Origin of the sequence: Streptomyces sp. SCUT-3, from assembly GCF_014083985.1 — a bacterium.
Lineage (GTDB): Bacteria > Actinomycetota > Actinomycetes > Streptomycetales > Streptomycetaceae > Streptomyces_H > Streptomyces_H thermolineatus.
The window spans coordinates 260,250-283,297 of record NZ_CP046907.1 but is presented as its reverse complement, the minus strand read 5'-3'; the positions used below and the strand labels follow the sequence as shown (position 1 = coordinate 283,297).

Below are 23,048 nucleotides of genomic sequence, written 5' to 3'. Positions count from 1 at the left end.
GTGACTGACACCACCACCACAGACGCCGCCACGGGATCCCCCGTGCGCCTGCAGGCCGTCTCCGGGGAGGACCGGCCCGAGGTCACCCCGGCGCTCGAAGAGCTGTACCGGGGTTTCGAGAGCGAGCTGCTCGTCCCGCTGTGGACCGAGATCGGCGACCTGATGCCGGCCCACCCGCGCTCGCGCGCCGTGCCGCACCTGTGGCGCTGGGAGCGGCTGCGGGAGCTGGCGGCCCGGGCCGGCGACCTCGTGCCCGTCGGCCGCGGCGGCGAGCGCCGCGCCATCGCACTGGCCAACCCCTCCCTCGGCGGGAGGCCGTTCGCCACCCCGACGCTGTGGGCGGCCATCCAGTACCTCATGCCCGGCGAGGACGCCCCGGAGCACCGGCACACCCAGCACGCCTTCCGGTTCGTCGTCGAGGGCGAGGGCGTGTGGACGGTCGTCGGACGCGACCCGGTGGCCATGCGGCGCGGCGACTTCCTCCCGCAGGCCGGGTGGAACTGGCACGCCCACCACAACGCCACCTCCGAGCCGATGGCCTGGATCGACGGCCTCGACATCCCGTTCCAGTACGCCACCGAGACCCAGTTCTTCGAGTTCGGCCGGGACGGGATCAGCGACGCCGAGCGGATCACCCCCGACCGCTCGCGCTCCGAGCGACTGTGGGGCCACCCCGGCCTGCGGCCCCTCTCGGCCGGCACCACCGGCCCCGGCTCGCCGCTGCTCGCCTACCGCTGGGAGCACACCGACCGCGCCCTGGCCGACCAGCTCGCCCTGGAGGCCGAGGGCTTCGGCGGCACCGTCGAGCCCGGCCACGCCGCCGTCCGGTTCAGCGACCCGGCCACCGGCGCGGACGTGCTGCCCACCGTCCGGGCCGAGATGCACCGCATCGCGCGGGGCGCCGAGACCGCGCCGGTGCGCGAGACCGGATCGTCGGTCCACCAGGTCTTCGACGGCTCCGGCACCGTCACCGTCGGGGAGACGTCCTGGACCGTGACCCGCGGCGACCTGTTCGTCGTCCCCTCCTGGCAGCCGCTCTCGATCCGCTCCGAGGCCGGCTCCACCGACTCCGACTCCGGGGCCCTGGACCTCTTCCGGTTCAGCGACTCCCCGGTCTTCGAGGCCCTCCGGCTCAACCGCACCCACGTGGAAGGAACCACCACCCGATGAAGCTCGCGACCGTCCGGATCGACGGAACGACCCGGGCCGTGAAGCTCGACGGCGACGTCCTCGTCGACCTCGGCACCCCCGACGTGGGCACCCTGCTCGCCCAGGACGACTGGGCGGGGAAGGCCGCCGCCGCGACCCCCGCGACCGCCACCGTGTACCCCGCGGCCGGCGCCGACTTCGCCCCCGTCGTACCGCGGCCGTCCAAGGTGGTGTGCGTCGGCCTCAACTACCGCAACCACATCCAGGAGATGGGCCGGGACCTGCCGGAGTACCCCACCCTGTTCGCCAAGTTCGCCGACGCGCTCGTCGGCGCCGGCGACGACATCGTCCGCCCGCACGAGACCGAGCAGTTCGACTGGGAGGTCGAGCTCGCGGTGGTCGTCGGCGCGCCCGTGCGCCGCGCCCGCGGCGAGGAGGCCGAGCAGGCCATTGCCGGGTTCACCGTCCTGAACGACATCACCTGCCGCGACTGGCAGTTCCGCACCCGCGAGTGGCTCCAGGGCAAGATGTGGGACTCCACCACCCCCGTCGGCCCGTACCTGGTCACCCCCGACGAACTGCCGGGCGGCGTCCGCCCCGCCCTCGACGTCCGCCTGACCGTCGACGGCGAGGTCATGCAGTCCGACACCACCGCGGACCTGCTCTTCGACCCGGTCGCCCTGGTCGAGTACGTCTCCACGATCGTCCGCCTCAACCCCGGCGACATCATCGCCACCGGCACCCCCGGCGGCGTCGGCCACGCCCGCAGGCCGCAGCGCTACCTCACGGGCGGCGAGACCGTCGTCGCCGAGATCGACGGCCTCGGGCGCCTGGAGAACAAGGTCGCAGAGGAGAAGTCCGCCTGATGCCCCGGACCTTCGACGACGCCCGCCGCTGGGCGCGGCTCGGCACCGGCCTGCTCGTCGGCGCGGCGGACCTCGACGACGCCGGGCTGGACGCCCCCAGCGCCCTGCCCGGCTGGACCCGCAAGCACGTGGTCGCCCACGTCGCGGCCAACGCCGACGCCCTGTCCAACCTCGTCCACTGGGCCGCCACCGGCGAGCCGACCCCGATGTACGCCTCCCCCGAGGAGCGCGCCGCCGGGATCGAGTGCGGCGCCCGCATGCCGGCCGCCGAACTGACGGCCTGGCTGCGCCGCTCCGCGGACGCCCTCGAGGAGGGGATGGCCGCGCTCGGCGACGAGCAGTGGAAGTCGTCCGTCGTGACGGCGCAGGGCCGGACCGTGCCCGCGACCGAACTGCCGTGGATGCGCTCGCGCGAGGTGTGCGTGCACGCGGTCGACCTGGCGGCCGGCCCGTCCTTCGCCGACCTGCCCGCAGACTTCCTCGCCGCCCTGTGCGACGACGTCGTCGGCAAGCGCGGCGCCGCCCCCGGCCCCGCCCTCACCCTGGAGGCGACGGACACCGGCGACCGCTGGGAGCTCCCCGGCGAGGGGGACCCGGTCGCGCTCGCCGGGGAACTCCACAGGATCACCGCCTACCTCACCGGACGGGACGGCGGCCCCACCGCCCCCGACGGCGGACCCGCCCCGGCCCTGGCCGCCTGGCTCTGACACCCGCCCGCGGCGACCCCCGCAACCCCTCCCCGCGGCTCCTGCTACTCCCGAGGAAGAGATGATGAACCCTGCAGAACCCTCCACCGGCGGCAAGCCCGACGTGATCGTCGTCGGGGGCGGCATCGGTGGCCTCAGCACCGCCTTCGCCCTCGCCCGGGAGGGGCTGCGCGTGCGCGTCCTCGAGCGGGCCAAGGAGTTCGGGGAGGTCGGCGCGGGCATCCAGATCGCCCCCAACTGCACCCGCATCCTCGACGAGTACGGCCTGCTCGACGAGGCGAAGAGCCTGGGCGTGCTCCCCGAGAACATCGTCATGCGCGACGCGGTCGACTCCCGCGAGCTGACCCGGCTCGACCTGCGGGACCTGGAGCGGCGCTACGGCTTCCCCTACATGGTCATCCACCGCAGCGACCTGCACGGCATCTTCCTGCGCGCCTGCCGCAGGGCCGACGTGGAGCTGCTGACCGACCGGAAGGTCGTCGACTACGAGAACACCGGGACCGGGGCCCGGGTCCGCCTCGAGGACGGCCGGACCGAGGAGGCGCCGCTGGTCGTCGCCGCCGACGGACTCCACTCCGTGGCGAGGCGCAAGCTGGTCGGCGACGAGGTGGTCAGCTCCGACTACGTCGCCTACCGGGCCGCCGTCCCGATCGAGCAGGTGCGGGAGAACGGCGTCGCGGAGAAGGACGTCACCGTCCACGTCGGCCCCCGCTGCCACTTCGTCCAGTACGCGCTGCGCGGCGGCGAGATGTTCAACCAGGTCGCCGTGTTCGAGTCCCCGAAGGCCCTGGCCGGCCAGGAGGACTGGGGCACGCCCGACGAGCTCGACGCGGCCTTCGCCGGCACCTGCGACACCGTGCGCAAGGGCATCCCGCTGATGTGGCGGGACCGCTGGTGGCAGATGCTCGACCGCGACCCGATCGAGACCTGGGTGCACGGGCGCATCGCCCTCCTCGGCGACGCCGCCCACCCGCCGCTGCAGTACATGGCGCAGGGCGCGATCATGGCGATCGAGGACGGCTGGGTGCTCGCCAAGCACTACGCCCGCCACGCCGCCACCCCCATCGCCACCGCCACCGCCACCGCCGCCGACGGCGACGTCCGGCCGGACTGGGACGCCGCCCTGGCCGCCTACGAGGCGGTCCGCGTCGAGCACTGCCGGCGGATCCTGACGACCGGGCGCGCCTGGGGCGAGCTGTGGCACCTCGGCGGGGTCGAGCGGCTGCAGCGCAACGCGATCATGCGGGCGCGGGACACCTACGACTACCACTTCACCGACTGGGTGTACGGCCCCACCGCGCTCACCCCGGACGAGGAGCCCCCCATGTTCACCCCCGTCCCGCTCGCCTCGGCCGCGATCGAGGACGGCGCGGAGGAGGACGCCGCGGAGAAGGACGGCGCCGGCGCGGGCGCCGCGGCGCTCGCCGGAGGTCTTGCACAGTGACCGGCGCCTACCTCTACGCGGCGTCCCGGACGCCGTTCGGCCGCTTCAACGGCGCGCCGGCCGGCGTCCGCCCCGACGACCTGGCCGCCACCGCCCTGACCGGCGTGCTGTCCAAGACCCCCGGCCTCGACCCGGCCGGGATCGGGCAGCGGCCCGGGACGACGGGTTCTACGACGACCTGGTCGTCCCGGCCGCAGAACTCACCCGCGACGAGACCGTCCGCCCCGGCACCGACGAGGCCGAATCGGCGGCGCTCAAGCCGTCGTTCCGCCCGGACGGGACCATCACCGCGGGCAACGCCTCACCCCTGAGTGACGGAGCGTCGGCCCTGCTCCTCGGCACCGCGGACGCGGCCGACCGCATCGGACTGGACCCCGTCGCACGCATCGCGGGCCGCGGAGTGTCCGCGGTCGAGCCGAACGAGGCGTTCGCCGTCCAGTCCCTGGCCTGCGTGGACGCGTGGGGCATCGGCCCGGGGACCGTCAACACCCGCGGCGCCATCGCGCTCGGCCACCCCCTGGGGGGCCTCGGGCGGCCGGCTGCTCGGCTGACGGCGGCACCGCCCGTCACGGTACCGTCGGCGGCCCGCTCCCCGAACACCGTGGAGCGGGACGCTCCGTGCCCCGGCGACGGAGGACGGCCGCCCGACGGCGGGTCGGGAAGGCGGCCCGGGCCGCCACGTGACCGGCCGTCGGAGGGTCGCCCCGCCGCCGCGGGTGCGCCGCGGCGCACGCGCCCCGCGCGGCGGCCCCGGCACCGGCCCCGGCGCCGGCGGGGAACTTCCGGCGAGGCGGATCGAAAGGCTCCGAATGCGGGAAGGATCCCTGTGATCCCGACTCCGACCGGCGGCGCCACCGAGAGCGCGGCCTCGACCCCACGGAGGCCTGGCGATGACAGCGAACACCTCGAACCCGTCACCGGGCGGACCGCCGCGCGGCGTCCGCGCCCGCCGACGGCCCCGGGAGGCGTGATGGCCACTCCACTGTCGGCCGACCGGCTGGTCGCGGCGCTGCGCGCCGAGGGCCTGAAGGTCGTCGAGTACCGCTCCTGGCGGACCAACAACCGCAACAGCAAGGGCGCGTGGGGCCCGGTGCACGGGGTGATGATCCACCACACCGTCACCGAGGGCACCGACGCCTCCGTGCGCCTGTGCTACGAGGGGCACAGCTCGCTGCCCGGCCCGCTGTGCCACGGCGTCATCGCCAAGGACGGCACGGTGTACCTGGTCGGCAACGGGCGGGCCAACCACGCCGGCCTGGGCGACGACGACGTGCTGCGCGCCGTGATCAACGAGGCCGCCACCCTGCCCGCGGACAATGAGGCCAACACCGACGGCAACGCCCGGTTCTACGGCTTCGAGTGCGTCAACCTCGGGGACGGCAGGGACCCGTGGCCCGCCGCGCAACTGGAGGCGATCGAGAAGGCCTCCGCCGCGGTCTGCCGCGCCCACGGCTGGTCCGAGCGGTCGGTGATCGGCCACCTGGAGTGGCAGCCCGGCAAGGTCGACCCCAAGGGCTTCACCATGTCGTCCATGCGCACCCGGATCGGCGACCGCCTGGACGGCCCCCCCGACGCCGAGGAGGACCCCGTGCCGAAGACGATCGGCCTGTACGACGCCGACAACCGCAAGCTGGCCCCGGGCGGGTGGACCACCCTGCCCGTGGAGAGGACCACCCTGCTGACCGGCGCGACGGTCTACGACGTGCTGGTGCAGCTCACCCTGACGGCCCCGGCGGGCGGTACGGTGCAGGGCCGCTTCTTCCACCTGCGCGCGGACGGCAGCCGCTGGACCGGCGGCATCGTCGAGCGCGGCACGAGCGGCGGCAAGTCCTTCCTGGACTTCCCCGGCAAGGGGTCCATCAGGGCGGCGGAGAAGCTGCAGTTCGAGGTCGCGTACTTCCCGGCCGCCCCGGACGACACCGCCGCCGCCGTCATCGACACCCGCCGCGCCCGCGGCCTGTACTGGGCCTGACCCGCCGCCGCGACCGGCCCGCCGCCGGGCCGCGGAACGGCGGTGCCCCCGGGCCGTCGAGGACCCGGGGGCACCGCCGTCGTACGGGGGCCGCGGCTACCCCACCGTCGCGCCCGCCTCCGCGTCCAGCACGCCCAGCCCGACCAGGACGAACACCACTATGCCGAGCAGCACGCGGTATATGACGAACGGCATGAAGCTCTTGGTGGTGATGAACTTCATGAACCAGGCGATGACCGCGTAGCCGACGCCGAACGCGACCGCGGTCGCCAGCAGCACCGGCCCCCAGTCGATGTGCGGGTGCTCGACCACGTCCTTGAGCTCGAAGACGCCCGAGGCCAGCACGGCCGGGATCGCCAGCAGGAAGGAGTAGCGGGCCGCGGACGCGCGGCTGTAGTTCATGAACAGGCCGCCGCTGATCGTCGCGCCGGAGCGGGAGACGCCCGGGATCAGCGCCATCGCCTGGCACATGCCGTATATCAGGCCGTCCTTGACGCTCAGGTGGTGCAGCTCCTTGCGCTCCACGACCGCCCGGTGCCGCCCGCCCTTCTCCTGCTGGGCCGCGCGGTAGTCGGCGTAGCCCAGCACCAGGCCCAGCACGATCAGCGTGGTGGCGATCAGCCGCAGGTCGCGGAACGGGCCCTCGATGGTGTCCTGGAAGGCGAGCCCCAGCACGCCGATCGGGATGCTGCCGACGATCACCAGCCAGCCCATGCGCGCGTCCGGGTCGCGGCGCATCTCCCGGTCGCGCAGGGAACGGAACCAGGCGAGCACGATCCGCCCGATGTCCCGGCGGAAGTAGATCAGCACGGCCGCCTCGGTGCCGATCTGGGTGATGGCGGTGAAGGCCGCCCCGGGATCCGACCACCCGGCGAACGACGCGGTCAGCCGCAGGTGCGCGCTGGAGGAGATCGGGAGGAACTCGGTCAGTCCCTGGACCAGTCCGAGAATGAACGACTCAAACCAACTCATGGCCGGGTGCACATGTCCTTAAGAGATCGTGGAGCGGGCATCGCAGGGATTGCACTCTATGGCCTTCGCCGGCGGGCTCCTCCGCGCGGGTGGTCCGTACATGCTCCGTATGCGGCGTTGTTGCCCCGTGTTCACCCGGAAGGTCCCGGAGGGCACCGCCGTGTCCCGGCCCGCGGAGGCGCCGTTCAACCGGCGATGCGCTCCAGCAGGGCCGGCAGGGCCGTGCCGATGGGCTCGCGGACCACCTCGGCCGCCAGGTCGTCGTAGGGGGTGGGCTCGGCGTTGACCACCACCAGCCTCGCGCCCGCCTCCGCCGCGACCCGGCACAGCGACGCGGCCGGCTCGACCTGCAGCGAGCTGCCGACGGCCAGGAACCAGTCGCAGACCTGCGCGACGTGCGCCGCGGTCCGCAGCACCTCGCCGTCCAGGGCCTGCCCGAACATCACCGTCGCCGACTTCAGGACGCCGCCGCAGGCCCGGCACGCCGGGTCGGGCTCCCCGGCCCCCACCCGGTCCAGCGCCTCGCGCATGGTGCTGCGGGCACCGCAGGAGGTGCAGACCACGGCGAACAGCGTGCCGTGCAGCTCGAGGACCTTGCGGGGGTCGGAGCCGGCCTTCTGGTGCAGGCCGTCCACGTTCTGGGTGATGATCCTCACCGGGACCCCGGACCGCTCCAGGTCGGCGAGGGCCCGGTGTGCGGCGTTGGGCTCGGCGTGCCAGACCGGATTGTCGCGGCGCGCCAGCCACGAGGCGCGCCGGACCTCGGGATCGGCCATGTAGTCCTGGTAGGTGACCAGGCGCTCGGCCTCCGGGTTCCTCCGCCACACGCCCTGCGGGCCGCGGTAGTCCGGGATCCCCGAGTCGGTGCTGATCCCGGCCCCGGTGAGCACCGCGATCAGCGGCAGCGAGCCGTCGTTCCCGCCGGTGGAAGCGTCGTCCATGCGACCAGCCTAGGGCGGCGCCGACCGCGGTGTTCCCCGGGGGCCGCAGCCCCGGGGGGCCTGTGGGCCCGGGGCGCCGGGCTTGCCCGCGTCCGGGGAAGGCAGGCCGGCTGTCCTTCCGGAGCACCGGGAGCACCGGGCTTGTCGTGCGGCTCGGTCGCCTTCGGCGCGCCCTCCTTCCCCGTGGCGGGGATCGGGGTTGCCGCGGCTCCTCTTTACCGCCGTCTTTCCCGCGGGTGAGTCAGCGCTCCGCCGCTGCGGGACGCACTCGCGGGGTCAGGGGCTCGACGGGCAGCCGCCGGGTGAACGCGAAGCTGACGAGGGTGATCCCGCCGACGGCCAGGACGGCGGCCTTGAGACTGTGGAGCTGGGCCTGGGCGTAGGCGTCCACGTAGGCGTCCGCCTCGGCCGGGGGGAGGCCGGAGTGTTCGGCGGCCTCGCGCACGTGGTCGGTGCTGACGAAGCTGACGCCGCCGGCGATCGCGACCCCGGTCTGCCGGCGCACCTGGTCCGAGATCTGCGGGTTCTCGGTGATCCGGGCGGTGAACACGTTCACCAGGGCGCCGATCAGGATGGCGCCGATGAGCGCGGTACCCAGGGAGGAGCCCAGGTTCTGGGCGGTGTACTGCAGCCCTCCCACCTCGCTCCGCTCCGCCTCCCCGACGCTGGACTGCACGATGTTGCCCAGTTGTGAGGCGAGCAGTCCCATACCCACTCCCATCGCCGCCATCGCCCCGGCGAACTGTCCGGTGTCGATGTTCGGCTCGATGCCGGCCAGCAGCCACAGCACGGAGCCGAGCAGCACGCCCAAGGCGATGCGCACCACTGCCCGGGGGCCGACGGCCCGCCCGACGAGCGGGCCGCTCATGGCGGTCGCGAACATGGTGACCGACGCCGGCAGCAACTGCAGGCCGGTCTGGAACGCGGTGTAGCCCTGGACGACCTGCAGGTACAGGGGGATGACGAAGAACAGGCCCAGGAGGATGAGGTTCTGGCCGAGCAGCATGGCCAGGCCGGACCGCAGCGCCGGGATGCCGAACAGGGAGAAGCGCACCAACGGGTCCCGCTGTTCGGCCTCCCGGTGGCGCTCCCAGTCGTGGAACAGCCTCAAGAGGATGCCGCCGGCGCAGACGACGAACAGGGTCGGGGAGAAGCCGAGGACGGTGAACGGGGGGTTGCGCGGCTCCAGCCACCCCCAGGCGCTGCTCTGCAGGACCCCCAGGACGATGAGCGCCAGCCCCGTGACCGACAGCAGCGCTCCGACGGTGTCGAGCCGCGGCCGGCCCGCCGGCCGCGGGGGTTCCTCGACCCATCGCAGGAGGACGAGGATGCCCACGACCACGACGACCTCGGCGGCGAAGACCAGCCGCCAGGTCAGGTAGGTGGTCACCCACCCGCCGATCAGCGGCCCCAGTGCGATGCCCGCCCCGGCCAGCCCGCCGATGACGCCGTAGGCGACGGACCGGTCCCGGCCGCGGTAGGTTCCGGCCACCAGGGCCGCCAGGGCCGGGAGCACCAGGGCCGCGCCGAGCCCCTCGGTCACCGACCATCCGAGCGTGAGCACTCCCAGGGTGGGGGCCAGCGCGGTCATTGCGGACCCCGTGCCGTAGACGACCAGCCCGACACCGAAGACGCGGCGGCGCCCGAACATGTCCCCCAGCTTGCCGCCGGTGAGCATGAAGGCCGCCATGACCAGGGTGTAGAGGGTGATGACCGACTGGATCGCGGTCACCTCGGTGTCGAAGTCCTCGACCAGTTGGCTGATCGACACGTTCATCACGGAGGTGTCCAGCACCATCAGGAACTGTGCGGTCCCCAGGATCAGCAGAGGCCGCCAGCGTCTCGTCATCCGCCACCTCCACCGGGGCCGTACCAGGCGTCCTCGGGCGAGCAAAGAGTGAGGAAAGGAGCAAAGCTCGCCGATCGTGACCTTTCACGATCTTTGCCCAAAGGGCCGTGGAATACTCCGCGTGCCGCCCGGCAGGCCCGTGGAACGTTCCGGCAGGTTCCGGGGTTCGCCGGAGCTCGGGCCCCCGGCCGTGGCCGCGGCGGTCCGGTGTCACGGCCCGCCACGAGTCGGCGCCGACCTGCCGGCCTCACGCCCGGCTGCGGTGCGCACCGTGGTCAGGGCCAGTCGGCGAACCCTGCGCCAGTCCATCGGCGGCTTCACGGGCGGCACGCCGGGGCGGTCGCGGGGGACCCGTACGCGCAGGGCACCCGGTGCGATCCGGCAGCGCACGGGGACCGGCAGGGTCAGGGCCTCCCCGTCGATCCCGGCCGGAACGGTCGGTGCGTCGGCCTCGACGACGACCTCGCGGGCGGTCGTCGCAGTCAGCCCGGGCGCGTGCCCACCGCGGAGCAGCCAGGCCGCCTGCCTCGCGTTTTCGACCCTGACGCCCAGCACCCCAAGCACGCCCCGGTCCAGTCGTTCCCGGCGCCCCAGACCCGCCGGGTCGTCCGTCCGGTAGGGGTTGTTGCTCACCAGCAGGGCCTGGGGGCCGTCGATCGTCACGGTGCCGACCCGCACGACCAGATGCGGGCCGCTCTCGCCGGCCAGCAGGTCCGGCAGCGTCCGCAAGGTGGTGCGAACCTTGTCGTCGCGGTATGCCGGGCTCTGCACCACGGCCGCGTAGGCGCCGAAGGAGGCGTTGTTGACGAAGACGCGCCCGTCGGCCAGGCCCAGGTCGACGCGGAACTCGACGCCGTCGGCGAGGGCCTCCAAGCACGTCGAGGGGTCGTCCCGGTCCAGGCCCAGGTCCAGCGCGAAGTGATTCCGCGTCCCCGCGGAGACGACCAGGAACGGGACGTCGTGCTCCGCCGCCACGCCGGCGACCAGGGCCTGCGTGCCGTCCCCGCCGGCCACCCCCAGCAGGTCCGCGCCGTCGGCGACGGCGCGTCGCGCCAGCTCCGCCACGTCCTGCGGACGGTCGGGGTCGAGCACCACGACCTCGGCCCCGAGGGCCTCGGCCTTCTCCACCAGGTCGAACCTGCCGACCTTCCCGCCGCCCGAACGCGGGTTCATGATCAGGAAGGGCCGCCGGGGAGGAGCCGCCGGAACCTCCCGCGCCCCCGCCGGTTCGACGTCCTCCGCCAATGCGGCCCTGCCCGTGCGGAGGGCCAGAACCCACAGGGCGAGCGAGACGAGCACCACCCACAACAGTCCGGCAGACATGTACAGGACAACAACCGTGGTCGGCGCGGCCACCACCATGACCAGGGCCAGGGCCCGCACCGGGCCGGAGCGGGCGAGCACCCACCACGCCCCGGCCGCCGTCAGCGCCAGTCCGGCCACTCCCGCACCCACCAGCACGACGCTCCGCAGCCCGGCGAACACCAGCAGGACGAGCACCGCGCCCGTCCCTGCCGCCAGTGCCAGACGGGCAGCCCGGCGCCGGTCCGCGCGGCCGTACGGACGTGGTTCCTCACCCATGGCTCCTCCACCCCGGTAGGGCCCGCACAGGGGCGACTGCGCCGGATCCCCCTCGGGTTCCACTGTCCCCGGGCACGGCCCGGGGCGCGCGTTCGTCCGACCGGGTGATCCGGGGCCGATGCCCCGCCCCCGCCTGGCGGTCGCCGACCGAGAGGGTGACCATGAAGGTGCCGTCGGCGAGGGCTCCTCCCGACGACACCGAACACGCCGGCGGCACCGGCGGGAAAACGCACCGCCGGACGGCCGCCGTCCGGTACGGCGCGTCCCGTGACACGCACTCCTTATCCCCCGAGGGGCGGGACGGCAGCCGCGGCCGGACCCTTGCGTCCGCGAGCCGGAAGCCGGCAGCCCCGCGCAGTCCTGGGCGAAGGGAGGAACCGTGGATCCGTCCGAGATTCCCGCCGACCGCGACCGTCCCGGCGGGCCGCGCCCCCCGAGCGCGCCCGGACGCGCGGAGGACGAGCGGCTGCGCGAGACCGCGGACAGGAACCGGCGCCGACTGCGCTGGACGTTCGCGTCCGTGCTGCTGGCGCTGGCCTTCCTGCTCTCACCGGTCGCCGTCGTGGCCGCATGGATGGACTCGCAGATCTCCGACGTCGACCGGTACGTCGAAACCGTCGCGCCGCTCGCCACCGACCCCGCGGTGCAGGATGCGGTCTCCGACCGGCTGACCGACCGGGTGGTCGACAACGTCGACGTCGACGCCTTCACCGCCGCCCTCGCCAAGGCCCTGGAACGGGCCGACGCGCCCCCCAGGGTGGTGGACAACGTCCCGGCCCTGGCCGGCCCGCTCAAGAACGCCCTGGCCGCAGCCGTCGACAACGTGGTGACCAAGGTGGTGACCGGCGACCGGTTCCCCCAGTTCTGGGAGAACGCCAACCGCCGCGCCCACGCCGCCGTGGTCAAGACCCTCACCGGCGAAGGAACCAGCGCCGTCCAGGCCAGGGGAGACACCGTCGTACTGGACCTGGGCACCGTCGTCGACGAGGTCCAGCGGCGGCTGGTCGACGCGGGATACGAGAGGGCGGCGAACATCCCCGACGTCGACCGGACGATTCCGCTGCTGCAGACCGACAAGCTCAGCCAGGCCCAGACCGCCATGCAGCTGATCAACGTCCTCGGCCCCTGGCTGCCCCCCGTGACGATCGCCCTGGCCGCCCTGGCCGTCTGGACGGCGCCCAGGCACCGGGCCGCGCTGCTGGCGGCCGCGATCGGCATCGGCGTGATGATGCTCCTCCTGCTCGCCGGCCTCGCGGTGATGCGCCAGGTCTACGTGAACTCCGTACCGCCCACCACGCTGCCCCGGGACGCGGCCACCGCCATCTACGACACCCTCGTGCGCTTCCTGCGCCAGAGCACCCTCACGATCCTCGTCGTCGCGGTGCTCACCGCGCTGACCGCCTACCTGTACGGGCCGGACCGCGCCGCCCGTGCCCTGCGCTCGGCAGCCGCCCGGGGCACCGGCGCCCTCGGCCGGGCCGCGGCCCGCTCCGGCCTGCGCACCGACGGCGCGGGCCGCTGGCTGGAGGCGCACCGCGGCTGGACCACCGGCGCCGTCATCGCGCTCGGCGCGCTCGCCCTGATCCTGCGCAACTACCCCACACCTGCGTTCGTGGCGCTCGTTCTCGGCCTGGTCCTGCTCGCGCTGGTGGTCCTGGGCGTCCTCGCCGCGGCGGCCGACGGGCCGGGTCCGTCCCGTACCGGCCTCGCGACGGGCACCGGCGCCGCACGCCCCCCCCCGGCGCACCCCCCGACCGAGACACGGGCTCCGACCGCGACACGGGCCCCGGCGGTTGAGAGGGGAGGCGGAGGCACCGCGGTCCCCTCCGCCGGAAGGGCCCATGACGAACCGCCCGGCCGAGGATTCATCCGCACCGGTCGGACGGGCCGAAACCGAAGGAAACGGGAGAAGGCAATGGAAGGCTCCACGTACCTGGCTTACGACTACCCGCTCCTGGGAGCATTCTGGACCACCATGTGGATCTTCCTGTGGGTCCTGTGGATCTTCCTGCTCTTCCGGGTCATCACCGACATCTTCCGCGACGACGCCCTGGGCGGATGGGGCAAGACGGGATGGCTCGTCTTCGTCCTCGTCCTGCCCTTCCTCGGCGTCTTCGTCTACCTCCTCGCCCGGGGCAGGAACATGGGCGCGCGCGAAGTGCAGCACGCCCGGGCCCGGCAGGCGGAGGTCGACGCCTACATCCGCAGGACCGCCGGGACCGCGGGCCGGCCCCTCAGCGAGGCGGAGGAACTCGCCAAGCTCTCCGAGATCCGCTCCAGGGGCGACCTGTCGGAGGAGGAGTTCCGGCGCGCCAAGGAGAGGATCCTGCACTGACCGTTCTCGGCCCGACGGGCAGCGGCGGGGACGACCGCACACGGACGCCCCTGCCGCCTCCGCCCGGCCGGCCGCGGAACACGGACAGGACCGCCCGGTGAGAAGAGGCACCGCCATGCCCGGCACGCCCAACCCCGACACCGACAGCTCCGGGGCCGCCGCCGGACTGGTGCTGTTCGCCGCGGTGATGTTCACCGTCGCCGGGACCCTGGGCCTGCTCCGGCGACGTACCCGCTCGCCGGCGGGGCCGGCGGGTTCCGTAGCATGGGGACCGTGACAGTCCGTGCACAGTCCCGCCGCGTGCCGTCGCCGCCGAGGCGGTGGCCGGCGCTGCTGGTGCTCGGGCTGCTGGTCGGGTTGTTCGGCATGCACGGCCTCGCGCCGGGCGGGGCGACCGCCGTCACCGGCGACCACTCCTCCCGCTCCTCGGCCGCCGCGCACCACGCGGACCCGGCGCTCCCGAACGCCGAATCCGCCTGCGGCGGCGGTGACGACCGCGGGCACGCGGAGCACGCAGATGCGACGTGCTCCTCGGGAGCCGTGGGCACGGGCCCGGTCCTTCCCGCCCGGCCCCCGACCCCACCGGCCGGGCGGGGGAACCGGCGGACGGCCGCCCGTCCACGGCGGCCGCACCGGAGGGCGGCCGCGCGTCCTTGTCGCTCGCCGAGCTGCAACTCCTGCGGACATAGGCCGGGACCGGGCCGTGTCCGCCGCTGCCGCGCGTGCCGCGGCCGCCGGTCGTACGGCCCCGGCCGCGCCGGGCCGACGAAAGGGTCCGGCAGGGGCTTCGCCCCGATGTTCCCGACCACGACGGCCGAGCACCCCGAGGGTGCCGCAAGGACGGCCGCCACCGAGAGGTCCTCAGCATGAAGATTCGTTCCCGCGCGGCCGCAGCCGTCACCGCGGCCGTTCTGGCGGTCGTTACGGCCGCCTGCTCCTCCGGCCCCGACGCCTCCGCCGAGCCGGACGGCGGCCCCGGCGGGCTCGCCGTCAGCCATGTCCACGGGCTGGGCATCGACCCGGCCGACGGACGCCTGTACGTCGCCACCCACGAAGGCGTCATCGCCGTGGCGCGGACGGGCGAGGCCGAGCGGGTCGGCGACACGGCCGACTACATGAGTTTCACCGTCATCGGCCCGAAGACCTTCCTCGGCAGCGGCCACCCCGCGGAGGGCAGCGGCGGCCACGCCAACCGGGGCCTGCTCCGGTCCACCGACTCCGGCAGGACCTGGAAGACCCTCTCGCTGGGCGGCGCCGCCGACTTCCACTCACTGAAGTACGCGCACGGCACCGTCTACGGCTACGACAGCACCCGCGGCCTCCTGCGTGTCAGCACCGACCGGACCACCTGGGACACCCGCGCCGAGATCGCCGCCACGGACATCGCCGTCAGCCCGAAGGACCGGGACGTCGTGCTGGCCACGACCGAGGACGGCGTCGCCGGGAGCACCGACGGCGGCCGGACCTTCGGCGCCGGTTCCGGGCAGGTGCTGGCCTTCCTGTCGTGGCCCGCCGCCGACGCCCTGTACGGCGTCGACCCGGCCGGCGGCCTGCACCGCAGCGCCGACGGAGGCGCCACCTGGCGGAAGGCGGGCACCGTCCCGGGCGGGCAGCCCCAGGCACTGACCGCCGTCGACGACGAGCACGTCCTCGCCGCCACGCAGGACGGGGTCTACGAGTCCCGCGACGGCGGCAGGACGTTCACCGAGCGCCTGCCCGTGTCCTCCGCGGGAGGCCACTGAGCGGCGCCCCGCCGAGCGGTGACCCGCCCGGCCGGCGGGGCCGCCGGCCGGGCGGGGGCCGGGGCGGGAGGGCCCCGGCCGGGAGGGTCGCCGAAAGGGGTGCCCCGTGCCGGCGTGCGGCCCCGGCGTGCTTCAGTCCTGCGGCCCGGGGGGCTGCTCGGGAGGGGTTTTGCCGGCCAGGACGGCCTCGAGCCGCCGGGTGCCCTGCTCGACCGCCTGCCGGGTCGAGCCGGGCTCGACGCCGTCGAGTCCGCCGTTGGTGACGGTGATGGCGCTGGAGCCGACCCGCACGGCGGCGATGTCCGCCGTGAACGTCAGGGGCTCGCCGTCCACGGTGCCCTTCACCGTCATGTTCAGCCCCTGCCGTGCGTCCCCGGTCTTCGGCAGCGGGGCCTCGACGACCTGGACGGTCCGCTTCCCCCCGCCGTCGCCCGTGATCGTGAATTGGTCGCACGCCGACGGGACCGTCCTCAGCCAGGCCATCGAGTCGTCCAGCCGGTTCCGGTCGTAGGAGGCGACCTGGTAGAGCATCCGGGCCCGGTCGGCGTCCGAGAAACCGGTCAGGGCACTCGCCCCGGACGGCTTGCCCAGGAGTTCGTCGGTGTAGAGGGCGTCGACGAACTTCTGGCAGACGGCCGCGCTCGCCTTGTCGTCGAGGAACTCCGCGACGTCCACCTTGCCGACGGGCAGGGAGTCCCGCCAGCCGGCCGCGCCCTTCTCCTCGTTCCAGCCGTACCCCAGGTCGGCTTCGGTGATCAGCGCGCTCCTCGCCCCCGCCGCGGTGAGCACACCGGCGGACGCGGAGGCGCCGGGGCTGCCCGAAGCACTCGGGCTGCCCGAACCGCCCCCGCCCCCGCCGTTCCCGCCGTCGTTCGAACAGGCCGCCGCGATCGGCAGCACCGCCGCCACGGCCAGGCCCGTCGCGAGGGTTGCGAGGGACCGGACGGCAGGGCCCCCACCGGATCGACGTTTCATCCTTCGTACCTCCTGGCGGACCGCCGGAACTCGAGTGCTGTCACAGTGCTGCCACTACGGAACCATCTGCCGTCCCCGCTCACCGTCGCAGCGGTGCACAAGGGTGAGCGGCGGCCTGCCGGATCCGCCGGTCCTCCCGGACGCGCCGGCCCCCGGGAGTCACGCGGCGAGTCCTTCCGGCGGCGTCCGGCCGTCCGCCGCGCGGCGGCGCAGCAGCCAGCGGCGGATCTCGTCCGCCCCCCAGACGACGAAGGGGAAGGGGACGGTGAGGGCGAGCATGGCGGGGGTGAGGGCGGCGGTGCCGAGGAGGGACTGGAACGGCGGGGTGTAGATGAACAGGGCCGCGAGGGCGAGCTCGAAGGCGATGCCCCACAGCAGCAGACGGTTGGAGAAGACGCCGATGGAGCGCAGGGAGACCCGCTCGGTGCGGGCGGCGAAGGCGGTGCCGATCTGCCCGGTGATCATGCCGAGGAAGGTCATGGTGGTGGCCTGCCGGTAGGCGTGGTTCAGGGGTTCCCCGGGGCCGGTGGGGTCGCCGGGCCGCCATCCGGCGCGCAGCAGGACGAAGAAGAAGCCGGACATGGCCAGGGCCGCGCAGATCACGCCCAGGAAGAGCCAGGCGCGCAGCAGCATGGGAGCGCGGATGATGCTCTCGGTCCGCCTGCGCGGCGGCCGGTTCATCAGGCCCGGTTCGGCGGGTTCGCGGCCGAGGGCCAGGGCGGGCAGGGTCTCGGTGCCGACGTCGAAGGCGAGCAGCTGCAGGACGGTGAGCGGGAGGGGCACGGCGCCGCCGCTGAGGGCGAAGACCACGGCGGGGGTGATCTCGGGGGTGGAGTGGGCGAAGATGTAGCAGATGAACTTGCGGATGTTGTCGTAGCCCTGGCGGCCCGCCCGCACGGCGGCGACGATCGTGGCGAAGTCGTCGTCGGTGAGCACCATGGTGGACGCCTCGCGGGCCACGTCGGTGCCGGAGCGGCCCATGGCGACGCCGATGTCCGCGCGGCGCAGGGCGGGGGCGTCGTTGACCCCGTCCCCGGTCATCGCCACCACGTGCCCCTCGGCGCGCAGCGCGTCGGCGATGCGCAGCTTCGCCTCCGGCGAGCTGCGGGAGAAGATCAGTTCCCGCTGCCCGCGCAGCAGCGCGTCGAGGTCGTCCTCGCTCATGGCGTCGAGGTCCTCGCCGTTGACGACGGTGGGGTGGTCGCCGGTGATGCCCACCTGCCGGGCGACGGCGGCCGCGGTCAGCGGGTGGTCGCCGGTGACGACGATGATCCGGATGCCGGCGGCACGGCAGTGGGCGACCGCGTCGGCCACCTGCGGGCGGGGCGGGTCGATCATGGCGGTGAGGCCGAGCAGGGTGAGGCCGCGCTCGGCCTCCTCCCGCCGGTCGGGCAGCGGGCGGCCCGGCTCCAGCCGGCGCCGGGCGACGGCGAGGACGCGCATCCCCTGCCGGGCGTAGGCGTCCACGCGTTCCTCGACGCGGCGGAGGCGTTCGGGAGTGAGCAGGACCGTTCCGCCGTCGGGTTCGGCGACGGCGGTGCAGAGGGGGAGCAGCGCCTCCGGGGCTCCTTTGGTGTGGACCCACACGGCGCCGTCGCGCTCGTCGACGGTCGACATGAGTTTCAGGACGGGGTCGAAGTGGAAGTGGCGGCGCCGCTGCCGTTCGCGCCGCGCGGGGTCGAGGGGCTCTCCCAGGGCCCGGGCGGCCTCCAGCAGCGCCACCTCCGTGGGGTCCCCGAGCGTGCCGTCCCCGGCGTCGGCGTGGGCGTTGTTGCAGGCGGCCACGGCCTCGGCCAGGGCCCGGACGGCGGCGCTGTCGGGACCGGCGCTGCCGGGACCGGTGTTCCCCGGGCCGGCCGGGGTGCCGATCGGCTGCTCCCGGGGTCGGTCCACACCGCTGTGACCCGCATGCGGTTCTCGGTGAGCGTGCCGGTCTTGTCCGTGCAGATCACGTCGGTGGAGCCGAGGGTCTCCACCGCGCTGAGACGTTTGACCACCGCCCCCCGGCGTGCGAGGCCGCGCACCCCGATCGCCAGGGCCAGGGTGATCACGGGCAGGAGGCCCTCGGGCACGTTGCCCACGAGCAGCGCCACGGCGAACACCACGGCCTGCTCCAGCGACAGGCCGGCGGCGAACACCGCCACCGGGGTGAACGCCGCGCCGATGACCACGGCGATCAGCGCGATCAGCCACGCCACCTTGCGCACCTGGGTCTCCAGCGGGCTCTCCTCCCGCCCGACCCGTTCCGACAGCGCCGCGATCCGCCCCAGCTCCGTGCGCATCCCGGTGGCGAAGACCACGGCCCGCGCCTCGCCCTCGGTGCACGTGGTGCCGCTGAACACCAGGTCGCGGGCCTGGATCAGCGGAACCCCGGTGTCCGCGAGGGAGGCGGAACGGTAGGCCGGGACCGACTCGCCGGTCAGCGACGACAGGTCGACCTCGACGCCGCCGTCGATCAGCCGCGCGTCCGCCGAGACGCGGTCCCCCTCCTCGATCACGAGCAGGTCGCCGGGCACCAGCCGGGTCGCCTCCACCTCCTCCTCCCGGCCGTCGCGCACCACCTTCGCGCGGTGGGGCAGGTAGGCGGCCAGGGCCTCGACCGCCCGCTCGGCCTGCGCCTCCTGGACGAACGCGAACGCCGCGTTGACGACGATCACCACGACGATCGCCACGGCCACCGTCGCGATCCCCGCCACCCACGCCAGCGCCGCCGCGACCCACAGCAGCAGGGCCAGCGGGTGGGTGACCTGCCGCGCCAGCTCCTTCGGCCAGCGGCGTCCGCCGCGGCGCTGCAGCTCGTTCGGCCCGTGGTGGAGCAGACGGCGCTCGGCCTCCCGCGAGGACAGCCCCGAGCGGGAGGTGCGCAGGTCGCGCAGGAGCAGTTCGACGCGCTCCTCCGGGTCGGGGGCCGTGCCGGTCCGCCCGGTCTTCACCGTCTCGCCCACGTGCACCTCCGTACTCCGCGGGGCATCCGCACCGGACTTCCCACTGTCCGGCAGGGGCGGGCCCCTCGCAGCCGCAGGAGGACCGCGCGGGGCCTCCCGCACGGCCCGCCCGGGTCGCCGGGGCCGGGGAGCCGCCCCAGACTGGAAGCCGGGGCTCTTCGAGGTCGTCGAGGGAACGCGGGGCCATGGGACACGACGGCACGCCCACCGGGAAGCGGTGGCTCCGGTGGCTGCCCGCCGCGGTGCTCGTCGGCTCGCTCGGGCTCGACCTGCTCACTCCGCCGGACGTGAGCACCTTCCCGCTGCTGGCGGCCGCCCCCGTGATGGCCGCGCCCGTCCTCTCCCGGCGCGGAACCCTCGCCGTCGGCGCGGCCGCGGTCGTCACCGGCCTGCTCGACGTGGTGCTGGAGGGCAGGGACCTGTTCAGCGCCTCCGAGGCCGTGCCCTTCGCGAGCATCGTCGTGCTGACCGTGCTGGCCGTCTTCCTCAACCGGGTGATGGCCCGCGACCGGCAGCAGCTGCGCACCGCCCGCGAGGTGGCCGAGGCCGTCCAGCGCGCGGTGCTGCCCGCCCCGGCCGGCCGGGTCGGGCCGCTGACCGTGGCCGCCCGCTACCAGGCCGCCGCCCGCGAGGCCGCGGTCGGCGGCGACCTGTACGCCGTCCACGCCACCCGCCACGGCGTGCGGCTGATGATCGGCGACGTCCGGGGCAAGGGCCTGGGCGCGGTCCGGGCCGTCAACGCGCTGCTCGGCGCCTTCGACGAGGCCGCCGTCCACCTGCCCGACCTGCCCGCGGTGGTCCGCCGCCTGGAGGAGCGGATGCGGCGGCTGAACACCCCGCCCGACGGGGCGGAGGGGGAGACGTTCGCCACCGCGGTCGTCGCCGAGCTGCCCGTCGGCGGCACCGTGCTGCGCGTGGTCAACCGGGGCCACCCCGCGCCGCTGCTGGTCCACCGCGGCCTGGTGCGCCCGCTGGAGCCGGCCGTCCCGGCGCTGCCCCTGGGCCTCGCCGACCTGGGCGGCCCGAGGGCCCCGGTGACGGTCGACCGGTACGACCTGCCGGAGGACGCGGTCCTGGTGCTGTTCACCGACGGAGTGACCGAGGCCCGCGACCGCGACGGGACCTTCTACGACCCCGTCCCCGCGCTGTCCCGCCCCCTCCCGCCGGACCCCGGCCGCGTCCTGGACGCACTCCTCGCCGACCTCGACCGGCACGCCGCCGGGGGGCTCACCGACGACGTCGCGCTCCTCGCCCTCACCCGCCACCGGTCCGGCCCGGCCCCGCCCGGGGCCGGCTCGCGGTCCCGAGGACCCCGCGGCCGTCCCCGCCCGTCCGCGTCGCGCGCCGACGACCCCCGGAGGTGACCCGCCGTGCCGCGACCTGCGGGGGACCGGGCTGCGAACGACGGGCCCGAACAGGCCCGGCCCGCCCGGCCGGGCCCGCTGCGGTGGCTCGGCCCGGTGCGGTGGCTGGGTGCCGCCGTCCTCCTGACGGCCGCAGTGCTGGTCGCCCGGTCCAGGCACCGCGAACTGGTGGAGGCGTACCGCATCGTCACCGAGGTCAGCCGCCCCGGGCTGCTGCTCGCCGCGGCGTGCGAGGCCGTGTCCGTCGTGTGCTTCGCCGCCGTGCAGCGCTGGCTGCTGCGGACCGGCGGCGTCCGGTGGGGCATGGGGCTGACGACCGCCGTCGTCGCGGCAGCCAACGCCGTGGCCGGCGCCCTGCCGGGCGGGGCGGCCTTCGCGACGGCGTGGGTCTTCCGCCAGATGCGCCGCCGGGGCGTGGAACAGGCGCTCGCGGCCGCCGTGCTGGCGGTGGCCGGAGCACTGGCGGTGGTCAGCCTGTTCGTCCTCCTGGTGGCCGGTGTGCTCGCGGCCGGCTCGACCGGGCCGGACGCCTTCGTGCGCCCGGTGCTCGGCCTGCTGGCGGCGGTGGCCGGCACGGCGGCCCTCGTCCTGGGCCTGTTCCGGTTCGCGGGCTCCCGCCGTGCGGTGCACAACGCGGTGACCGCCCTGGGGAGGCGGTTCCGGCGGGTCCGGGAGGCCGAGACGGCACTGGTGCGCCTGGCCGGCCGGGCCCGCAGCGTACAGCCCGGGTTCCTGCCGTGGGTGCGGCCGTTCGCCTACTCCTTGGGCAACTGGGTGTTCGACGGCGCGTGCCTGGCGGCCGTCCTGTGGGCGCTGGGCATCGCCGTGCCCTGGCACGGCCTCCTGCTCTCGTACGCCCTCACGCAGGTCACGGGCAGCCTGCGCCTGACCCCCGGGAGCCTGGGGATCGTCGAGGCGAGCCTGTCGGCGCTGCTGGTCGCCCAAGGCCTGCCCCCGGGGCAGGCGTTCGCCGCCACCTTCCTCTACCGGGCGATCAGCTACTGGGCGCTGCAGCCGGTCGGATGGGCGAGCTGGCTCGGCGTGACGCTGGGTCCCGCCGGGGTTCCCGAGGAGCGGCGGGGCGGTGCGGGCGGCGCCGGGCCGGCGCCGCCCCGTTGACCGCGGCGGCGCACGGAGGCGCGGCCGCACGGGGCCGATTGGGCCGTCCGGGGCGGTCGGGCCGTCCGGGAGGTCGGGCCGTCCGGGGCCGGTCAGGCCGTCCGGGCGCGGCGGTGCCGGACGTGGGCGCGCCACCCGGCCACTGCGGTCAGCACGGAGGTGACGGCGATCGCGCCCAGGGAGATCCAGAACACCGGGGAGCCCGGGGTGTCGGCACGGCTTCCGGCCAGGACGTACGCCGCCGTGTTCGGCACCACGCCCACCGCCGTGGCCACCAGGAACGGCGCGCAGCGCGTCGAGGACAGCGCCGCGCCGTAGTTCGCCGCGGCGAACGGCACCCCGGGCAGCAGGCGCATCAGCAGCACGCTGCGGAAGCCGTGCCGGCTCAGCTGCCGGTCCAGCGCGGCCGCCACCTTGCCCCGCAGCATCGGCCGCAGCGCGTCCCGCCCCAGGGCGCGGCCCAGCCCGAACGCCAGGAAGGCGCCCAGGGTCGTGCCCGCCACGGCCAGCGGCAGCCCGGCCTGGGTGCCGAACAGCGCCCCCGCGGCCACGTTCAGCAGCGGCTTGGGGACGAAGGCGAGGGTGCACAGTCCGTAGACGAGGGCGAACAGCGCCAGCGCGGCGGGACCGGTCCACAGCACCGCGTCGCCGGACAGCAGCCGCTGCGGCTCCCACACCACGGCCGAGGACGCCGCGGCGGCCAACAGGGTGACGAGGAGCGCCAGCCGTGACCAGGGGGAGAGCAGGGCGCGGGAACAGCGGGCACCGAGCCCGTCCGCGCGAACGAGCCCTGCCGGCCCGGGGCGGAACGGCACGGCGAGGTCGTCGGGGCGGACCGTCACGGCGTGGTCGGGCATTCAGGGAGCGTAACCGCCCCGGCGCGCCGCCGCCGAGGGGATGTGCGCACCTTCACACGCCCCCGCGCGCCCCGCCCGCCTCTCGTCAAAGGGGTCACCGGGCCACCGGAAGTCATGGATGATCAAGGTCGAAACCTCTGACGCATCGGGAGGGACCAGTGACCAACGGATCACAGAGACAGAGCCGACTGCGTCTCGCACGGCAACGGTCGGCTCCGAACCGCATCCGA

Annotated in this window: 19 protein-coding genes and 1 pseudogene; 12 read left to right on the top strand and 8 right to left on the bottom strand. The window is 74.8% G+C overall.

Annotation, left to right across the window (positions count from 1 at the left end; translation table 11 throughout):
* The 6 genes and pseudogenes from GQS52_RS01325 (at window position 1) to GQS52_RS26950 (ending at window position 6,138) form a co-directional block, all read left to right on the top strand.
* Complete coding sequence (locus tag GQS52_RS01325; RefSeq protein ID WP_182311271.1) at window positions 1–1,170, top strand: cupin domain-containing protein; 1,170 nt, start codon at window positions 1–3, stop codon at window positions 1,168–1,170.
* The gene (locus tag GQS52_RS01320) at window positions 1,167–2,015 is read left to right on the top strand and encodes a fumarylacetoacetate hydrolase family protein (protein WP_182311270.1); all 849 of its coding nucleotides are present in this window, start codon (window positions 1,167–1,169) and stop codon (window positions 2,013–2,015) included. The genes GQS52_RS01325 and GQS52_RS01320 overlap by 4 nt, the downstream gene beginning before the upstream one ends.
* Window positions 2,015–2,722: a maleylpyruvate isomerase family mycothiol-dependent enzyme gene (locus tag GQS52_RS01315; RefSeq protein WP_182311269.1), complete on the top strand. Its 708-nt coding sequence runs from the start codon at window positions 2,015–2,017 to the stop codon at window positions 2,720–2,722. The genes GQS52_RS01320 and GQS52_RS01315 overlap by 1 nt, the downstream gene beginning before the upstream one ends.
* 61 nt (window positions 2,723–2,783) lie before the next feature.
* Window positions 2,784–4,166 carry an FAD-dependent oxidoreductase gene (locus GQS52_RS01310; protein WP_182311268.1) on the top strand — a complete coding sequence of 461 codons (1,383 nt, stop codon included), beginning with the start codon at window positions 2,784–2,786 and terminating at the stop codon, window positions 4,164–4,166.
* Window positions 4,156–4,638 (top strand): annotated as a pseudogene (locus tag GQS52_RS26955) (hypothetical protein); the annotation flags it as partial. The gene GQS52_RS01310 and the pseudogene GQS52_RS26955, both read left to right, overlap by 11 nt.
* Window positions 4,639–5,136: 498 nt before the next feature.
* Window positions 5,137–6,138 (top strand): peptidoglycan recognition family protein, encoded by a 1,002-nt coding sequence (locus tag GQS52_RS26950; RefSeq protein ID WP_220472724.1) that lies wholly within the window; start codon window positions 5,137–5,139, stop codon window positions 6,136–6,138.
* Window positions 6,139–6,234: 96 nt separating this feature from the next.
* On the opposite strand, the gene GQS52_RS01300 is transcribed toward GQS52_RS26950, so the two are convergent.
* The 4 genes from GQS52_RS01300 to GQS52_RS01285 all read right to left on the bottom strand — a co-directional run bounded on the left by GQS52_RS01300 (window position 6,235) and on the right by GQS52_RS01285 (window position 11,481).
* The gene (locus GQS52_RS01300; protein WP_182311266.1) at window positions 6,235–7,110 is read right to left on the bottom strand and encodes an undecaprenyl-diphosphate phosphatase; all 876 of its coding nucleotides are present in this window, start codon (window positions 7,108–7,110) and stop codon (window positions 6,235–6,237) included.
* 185 nt (window positions 7,111–7,295) lie between these two features.
* Window positions 7,296–8,051 carry a Sir2 family NAD-dependent protein deacetylase gene (locus GQS52_RS01295; protein WP_182311265.1) on the bottom strand — a complete coding sequence of 252 codons (756 nt, stop codon included), beginning with the start codon at window positions 8,049–8,051 and terminating at the stop codon, window positions 7,296–7,298.
* A gap of 241 nt (window positions 8,052–8,292) precedes the next feature.
* Window positions 8,293–9,900 carry an MFS transporter gene (locus GQS52_RS01290; RefSeq protein ID WP_182311264.1) on the bottom strand — a complete coding sequence of 536 codons (1,608 nt, stop codon included), beginning with the start codon at window positions 9,898–9,900 and terminating at the stop codon, window positions 8,293–8,295.
* A gap of 210 nt (window positions 9,901–10,110) precedes the next feature.
* Window positions 10,111–11,481 carry a diacylglycerol kinase family protein gene (locus GQS52_RS01285; protein WP_182311263.1) on the bottom strand — a complete coding sequence of 457 codons (1,371 nt, stop codon included), beginning with the start codon at window positions 11,479–11,481 and terminating at the stop codon, window positions 10,111–10,113.
* A 1,915-nt stretch (window positions 11,482–13,396) separates the two neighbouring features.
* Here GQS52_RS01285 and GQS52_RS26945 point away from each other — a divergent pair.
* The 4 genes from GQS52_RS26945 (at window position 13,397) to GQS52_RS01270 (ending at window position 15,558) form a co-directional block, all read left to right on the top strand.
* A complete protein-coding gene (locus GQS52_RS26945) occupies window positions 13,397–13,816 on the top strand; it encodes an SHOCT domain-containing protein (protein WP_220472816.1) in 420 nt (139 codons plus the stop codon).
* 97 nt (window positions 13,817–13,913) lie between these two features.
* On the top strand, window positions 13,914–14,093 hold the full coding sequence (locus tag GQS52_RS01275; RefSeq protein WP_182311261.1) for a hypothetical protein: 180 nt from the start codon (window positions 13,914–13,916) through the stop codon (window positions 14,091–14,093).
* A 247-nt stretch (window positions 14,094–14,340) separates the two neighbouring features.
* Window positions 14,341–14,505, top strand: coding sequence for a DUF6153 family protein (locus GQS52_RS28300; protein WP_346268211.1), 165 nt, complete (start codon window positions 14,341–14,343; stop codon window positions 14,503–14,505).
* 177 nt (window positions 14,506–14,682) lie between these two features.
* Window positions 14,683–15,558: a F510_1955 family glycosylhydrolase gene (locus tag GQS52_RS01270; protein WP_182311260.1), complete on the top strand. Its 876-nt coding sequence runs from the start codon at window positions 14,683–14,685 to the stop codon at window positions 15,556–15,558.
* 132 nt (window positions 15,559–15,690) lie between these two features.
* Here the strand turns inward: GQS52_RS01270 and GQS52_RS01265 are convergent, their stop codons facing one another.
* The 3 genes from GQS52_RS01265 to GQS52_RS27205 all read right to left on the bottom strand — a co-directional run bounded on the left by GQS52_RS01265 (window position 15,691) and on the right by GQS52_RS27205 (window position 19,478).
* Complete coding sequence (locus GQS52_RS01265; protein ID WP_182311259.1) at window positions 15,691–16,533, bottom strand: hypothetical protein; 843 nt, start codon at window positions 16,531–16,533, stop codon at window positions 15,691–15,693.
* A 159-nt stretch (window positions 16,534–16,692) separates the two neighbouring features.
* A complete protein-coding gene (locus GQS52_RS27210) occupies window positions 16,693–18,255 on the bottom strand; it encodes an HAD-IC family P-type ATPase (RefSeq protein WP_259371013.1) in 1,563 nt (520 codons plus the stop codon).
* Window positions 18,156–19,478, bottom strand: coding sequence for an HAD-IC family P-type ATPase (locus GQS52_RS27205; protein ID WP_182311258.1), 1,323 nt, complete (start codon window positions 19,476–19,478; stop codon window positions 18,156–18,158). Before GQS52_RS27205 ends, GQS52_RS27210 begins: the two co-directional genes overlap by 100 nt.
* 185 nt (window positions 19,479–19,663) lie before the next feature.
* Here GQS52_RS27205 and GQS52_RS01250 point away from each other — a divergent pair, with 185 nt between their 5' ends.
* On the top strand, window positions 19,664–20,842 hold the full coding sequence (locus GQS52_RS01250) for a PP2C family protein-serine/threonine phosphatase (protein WP_182311257.1): 1,179 nt from the start codon (window positions 19,664–19,666) through the stop codon (window positions 20,840–20,842).
* A 6-nt stretch (window positions 20,843–20,848) separates the two neighbouring features.
* Window positions 20,849–21,961, top strand: coding sequence for a lysylphosphatidylglycerol synthase transmembrane domain-containing protein (locus tag GQS52_RS01245; RefSeq protein ID WP_259370494.1), 1,113 nt, complete (start codon window positions 20,849–20,851; stop codon window positions 21,959–21,961).
* A gap of 92 nt (window positions 21,962–22,053) precedes the next feature.
* Here the strand turns inward: GQS52_RS01245 and GQS52_RS01240 are convergent, their stop codons facing one another.
* A complete protein-coding gene (locus tag GQS52_RS01240) occupies window positions 22,054–22,818 on the bottom strand; it encodes a TVP38/TMEM64 family protein (protein ID WP_182311256.1) in 765 nt (254 codons plus the stop codon).
* Between the last annotated feature and the right edge of the window lie 230 nt (window positions 22,819–23,048).

What these genes read in the sequence shown, in the direction of transcription:
- GQS52_RS01320 (WP_182311270.1), top strand. Translation starts at nt 1,167, where the DNA reads ATGAAGCTCGCGACCGTCCGGATCGACGGAACGACCCGGGCCGTGAAG.
- GQS52_RS01315 (WP_182311269.1), top strand. Translation starts at nt 2,015, where the DNA reads ATGCCCCGGACCTTCGACGACGCCCGCCGCTGGGCGCGGCTCGGCACC.
- GQS52_RS01310 (WP_182311268.1), top strand. Translation starts at nt 2,784, where the DNA reads ATGATGAACCCTGCAGAACCCTCCACCGGCGGCAAGCCCGACGTGATC.
- GQS52_RS26950 (WP_220472724.1), top strand. Translation starts at nt 5,137, where the DNA reads ATGGCCACTCCACTGTCGGCCGACCGGCTGGTCGCGGCGCTGCGCGCC.
- GQS52_RS01300 (WP_182311266.1), bottom strand. Translation starts at nt 7,110, where the DNA reads ATGAGTTGGTTTGAGTCGTTCATTCTCGGACTGGTCCAGGGACTGACC.
- GQS52_RS01295 (WP_182311265.1), bottom strand. Translation starts at nt 8,051, where the DNA reads ATGGACGACGCTTCCACCGGCGGGAACGACGGCTCGCTGCCGCTGATC.
- GQS52_RS01290 (WP_182311264.1), bottom strand. Translation starts at nt 9,900, where the DNA reads ATGACGAGACGCTGGCGGCCTCTGCTGATCCTGGGGACCGCACAGTTC.
- GQS52_RS01285 (WP_182311263.1), bottom strand. Translation starts at nt 11,481, where the DNA reads ATGGGTGAGGAACCACGTCCGTACGGCCGCGCGGACCGGCGCCGGGCT.
- GQS52_RS26945 (WP_220472816.1), top strand. Translation starts at nt 13,397, where the DNA reads ATGGAAGGCTCCACGTACCTGGCTTACGACTACCCGCTCCTGGGAGCA.
- GQS52_RS01270 (WP_182311260.1), top strand. Translation starts at nt 14,683, where the DNA reads ATGAAGATTCGTTCCCGCGCGGCCGCAGCCGTCACCGCGGCCGTTCTG.
- GQS52_RS01265 (WP_182311259.1), bottom strand. Translation starts at nt 16,533, where the DNA reads ATGAAACGTCGATCCGGTGGGGGCCCTGCCGTCCGGTCCCTCGCAACC.
- GQS52_RS01250 (WP_182311257.1), top strand. Translation starts at nt 19,664, where the DNA reads ATGGGACACGACGGCACGCCCACCGGGAAGCGGTGGCTCCGGTGGCTG.
- GQS52_RS01240 (WP_182311256.1), bottom strand. Translation starts at nt 22,818, where the DNA reads ATGCCCGACCACGCCGTGACGGTCCGCCCCGACGACCTCGCCGTGCCG.